Source organism: Escherichia sp. KCJ4928, from assembly GCF_004352695.1.
In the GTDB taxonomy this organism is placed as follows: domain Bacteria; phylum Pseudomonadota; class Gammaproteobacteria; order Enterobacterales; family Enterobacteriaceae; genus ECMA0423.
In genome coordinates this window covers 1-333 of sequence record NZ_SJWV01000686.1, presented here as the reverse complement: position 1 = coordinate 333, position 333 = coordinate 1, and the positions used below count along the sequence as shown (strand labels likewise).

General features: G+C 55.9%; 1 protein-coding gene. It reads left to right on the top strand.

Annotation, left to right across the window (positions count from 1 at the left end; translation table 11 throughout):
- Positions 1 to 333 (top strand): pyridoxal-dependent decarboxylase (locus tag E0D98_RS26260; RefSeq protein ID WP_228969536.1); only part of this gene is annotated, 333 nt, incomplete at both ends.

The window sequence follows — 333 nt, the reverse complement described above, 5'->3', positions numbered from 1 at the left end:
GTGCTTCAGGCCATAAATTCGGTCTGGCTCCGCTGGGCTGCGGCTGGGTTATCTGGCGTGACGAAGAAGCGCTGCCGCAGGAACTGGTGTTCAACGTTGACTACCTGGGTGGTCAAATTGGTACTTTTGCCATCAACTTCTCCCGCCCGGCGGGTCAGGTAATTGCACAGTACTATGAATTCCTGCGCCTCGGTCGTGAAGGCTATACCAAAGTACAGAACGCCTCTTACCAGGTTGCCGCTTATCTGGCGGATGAAATCGCCAAACTGGGGCCGTATGAGTTCATCTGTACGGGTCGCCCGGACGAAGGCATCCCGGCGGTTTGCTTCAAAC